Raw genomic sequence first — 3,310 nt, 5'->3', positions numbered from 1 at the left:
CCGGGGGCCGGCGGCACGCTCGGCGGAGCCGGCGGCTCCGTCGACGCCGGAGCCGGCGGGCCGGACGCCGGCACGTCGGTGATCCGGATCGGGTCCGGGAGCGGCCCCCGTTCCACCGCGGCCGGGCGCAGCACCGCCCAGCCGGCGACGAGGGCGAGCACCAGGGCCGCCGCCACGGCCACCAGCAGCAGGGGCGCGGGTCGGCGCAGTCGGGATCGCACACCCGGACGCTCCCCGCCGCGCCGCGGTCCGCAGTGAGAGCCGCATGAGACCTCTCTCATGCAGCGATCTCCGTCCGCACCCATCCGACGGGCACCCTCGCCGCGAACACCTGCTCGGAGACGACGGACACCCGCCGCCTTCGACCGGGTCACTGCTCCACCCGCCGTCCGCCCGCTCCCGCGGGTGCCGCACCTGCTCGAGACCGAAGGAGCCCTCCCGTGCGCATGTCCCTCGCCCTGCCCACCGTCGCGCTGGCCCTCCGCCACCGGGCCGCCGAGCGGGGCTGAACCGGCCGACCGACCGACCGCCGCGCCGCACCGCGCAGGCAGCCCTCGCCTGCGCGGCGCGGCGCCGTCCCCTCCAGGAGGCAGCCCCGTGAGCCGTGAGACCCCCCGCCGCACCCGTCCCTGGGCCGTCCTCGCCGTGCTGCTGGCCGTCGTCGGGGTGGTGGCCCTAGTCGTCGGGGTGACCGGGCAGCAGAGCCCGCCGCAGCCGGCCGCCGCCACCGAGGAACCCGCCACCAGCGAGGAGCCCGCGACCTCGCCGCGCTCCTCCGCGCCCGACGCCGTCCCGGCCCCGCCCTCGGCCGCCCCGGCCGCCGAGGTCCCCGAGCCGGTCAGCGTGCACATCCCGGCCATCGACGTCACCAGCGAGCTGCTGGAGCTGGGCCTCAACGACGACGGCACCGTGGAGGTGCCTCCGCTCGGTCCCGACGACCAGGCCGGCTGGTACCGCAACTCCCCCGCGCCGGGCGCCGACGGGCCCGCGGTGCTGCTCGGCCACGTCGACTCGGCCGAGTGGGGACCGGGCGTGTTCTTCGACCTGGGCGCGCTCGTCCCGGGTGACGAGGTCGAGGTGACCCGCGTCGACGGCAGCGTCGCCGTGTTCGCCGTCGACCGCGTCGAGACCTACGCCAAGGACGACTTCCCCACGCTCGAGGTCTACGGCAACACCCCGGACCCGCAGCTGCGGCTGATCACCTGCGGGGGCGCGTTCGACCCCGAGGCCCGCAGCTACGAGGACAACGTGGTCGCCTACGCGACGCTCGTGGGGACCCGCGCGGGCTGAGCCGGGGTTCCTCACCCTGTCGGGGGAGTCCGGCCGGGGCCGGCCGACGCTCGACTCAACCGCGGGCTGCGGGCGGTCGATGCGGGAGACATGTCCGTGTCCACGCCCGAGCGCACCGGCGTCGTGGCGGCCGAGTGGGAGGCCCGGCTCGGCGCCGTCTTCGCCGACCCCTCGCTGCTACGCCTGGTGTTCCAGCCGATCGTCGACCTCCAGCGGGGAACCGTCGCCGGCTACGAGACGCTCGCCCGGTTCAGCACCCCGGACGGGCGGCCGAGCGAGGCCACGCCGGACAGGTGGTTCGCCGCCGCCGACGCGGTCGGTCGCGGGGCCGCGCTCGAGGCGATCGTCGTCCGCCAGGCTCTCGTGGTCCTGCCGACGCTGCCGGCCGACTGCTTCCTCACCGTCAACGTCAGCCCGCACCTGCTCACCGAGCCCGAGCTGGCCGACCTGCTCCTGGCCGTCGACGACCTGGCGCCGCTGGTCCTCGAGCTGACCGAGCACCAGGCCGTCAGCAACCTGCGACCGCTGGTGGACCTGCGCGACCGGCTGCGGGCGCGAGGGGCCCTGCTCGCGCTGGACGACGCCGGGTCGGGCTACTCCGGGCTGCAACAGATCACCCAGTTCCGGCCGCAGCTGATCAAGCTGGACCGCGCGCTGGTCGCCGACGCCGACGGCGACGAGGTCAAGCTGGCCCTGGTCGAGATGCTGGGCGAGTTCGGCGGCCGCATCGACGCCTGGCTGCTCGCCGAGGGCATCGAGACGTGGGGTGAGCTGCAGGCGTTCCTCCGACTGCAGGTCCCGCTCGGCCAGGGCTGGCTGCTGGGCCGGCCCGGCCCGCCGTGGGTGCAGCTCGACCCCGCCGTCCGCGACCGGCTGCGCCGTCAGGCCGCGCAGGCCCGGCTGACCGAGCACGTGGCCGGTCTGGCCGAGCCGGTGCTGGTCGTCCAGGACGGCGCCGTACCTGCGGGCGCGATGGGCGTCGAGGTCGACGAGTACGGGCATCCCCGGTGTTTGCTGATCCCGCACCGCCGTGGTGCGGACCCACCCGGCCATCGCCGCGCGCCGGTGACCCTGCGGGTCCCGGCGTCCGCGGGCGTCAGCGAGGTCGCCCAGCGGGTGGCCGCGCGTCCCGAGGAGACGCGGTTCGACCCCGTCGTGTGCGTCGACGCGCGCGGCGCCGCCCTCGGCATCGTCCGCGTCGAACGGCTGCTGCTGCAGCTGGCCGCAGCGCACGCCGGCTGACCGCCGGGCCACCGACCTCCGTCGTCCGCCGGACGACGGTTCCCACCCCCACCCCTGGAGGTATCCCCATGAAGCAGTTCGCCTGCGGCGACGTCGTCCCCTCGTGCGGGCGGACGTTCACCGCGCCCGCCGATGACGACATCCTCACCGCCGTCGCCGGCCACGCCCGCGAGGACCACGGCCTGGCCGAGGTCCCGGCCGGCCTGGTCGACCAGGTGCGGGCCGCCATCCGCACCGTCTGAACCGCCTCGCGGCGTGGTGGGTGTCCAGGAATCGACCGACCCTCAGTAGGGCGGTGGGGTCGTGACCGCGGTCAGGCCGGTGGGTGTGGTGACGGTCAGCGTGCCGTCAGGAGCGAGGATGTGCTGCCAGCCGGGCGCCTGGTGCTTTCCGCGATGGTCGCTGGTGCAGTAGCCGGCCAGGTTGGCCGCGCTGGTCTCACCCCCGGCGGCGTAGGACCGGTGGTGGTCGAGCTCGCCGGCCGTGGGCACCCAGCGGCGGCAGCCGGGAAACCGGCACCGCCGATCCCGCGCCCGGCCGGTGCGGTCCAGTGCGGCACCGGGCCCGTAGCCCTCAGTCGGGTCGGGGGCGCGCAGCCCGGACCGGCCGGTCAGGTCGTGGGTGCACGCCTCGGGCCGGCGCCGGCAGGCCCGGGCGCCGCAGTGCGCCACCCGGCGCAGCCCGGGCAGATCGGTCAGCGTCCGGAAGGCGCCGGTGACCGCGTCGGCGAGCACGATCCGCGGCCGGTCGGCCAATCCACCTCCGGCGGTGGCGGCCA

General features: G+C 76.3%; 4 protein-coding genes and 1 pseudogene. 3 read left to right on the top strand and 2 right to left on the bottom strand.

The features are described 5' to 3' along the window. Positions 1-221 (bottom strand): annotated as a pseudogene (locus E4P41_RS21475) (hypothetical protein); the annotation flags it as partial. 376 nt (positions 222-597) lie between these two features. On the opposite strand from E4P41_RS21475, the gene E4P41_RS21470 reads away from it, so the two are divergent. The 3 genes from E4P41_RS21470 (at position 598) to E4P41_RS21460 (ending at position 2,774) form a co-directional block, all read left to right on the top strand. Beyond that, on the top strand, positions 598-1,290 hold the full coding sequence (locus E4P41_RS21470) for a class F sortase (protein WP_245177557.1): 693 nt from the start codon (positions 598-600) through the stop codon (positions 1,288-1,290). 96 nt (positions 1,291-1,386) lie between these two features. After that, positions 1,387-2,532 carry an EAL domain-containing protein gene (locus E4P41_RS21465; RefSeq protein ID WP_245177556.1) on the top strand — a complete coding sequence of 382 codons (1,146 nt, stop codon included), beginning with the start codon at positions 1,387-1,389 and terminating at the stop codon, positions 2,530-2,532. 68 nt (positions 2,533-2,600) lie between these two features. Beyond that, complete coding sequence (locus tag E4P41_RS21460; RefSeq protein ID WP_135143220.1) at positions 2,601-2,774, top strand: DUF1059 domain-containing protein; 174 nt, start codon at positions 2,601-2,603, stop codon at positions 2,772-2,774. Between the two features lie 42 nt (positions 2,775-2,816). Here E4P41_RS21460 and E4P41_RS21455 read toward each other — a convergent pair. Further along, on the bottom strand, positions 2,817-3,310 hold a 494-nt coding region (locus tag E4P41_RS21455; protein ID WP_209307855.1), incomplete at its 5' end, for an HNH endonuclease signature motif containing protein.

It is taken from the genome of Geodermatophilus sp. DF01-2, assembly GCF_004571065.1.
Taxonomy (GTDB): domain Bacteria; phylum Actinomycetota; class Actinomycetes; order Mycobacteriales; family Geodermatophilaceae; genus Geodermatophilus.
Note: the sequence above shows the minus strand (reverse complement) of the source record. Positions and strands in the feature narration are given on the sequence as shown.

Coding starts and splice junctions, on each gene's coding strand:
- E4P41_RS21460 (WP_135143220.1), top strand. CDS start 2,601: ATGAAGCAGTTCGCCTGCGGCGACGTCGTCCCCTCGTGCGGGCGGACG.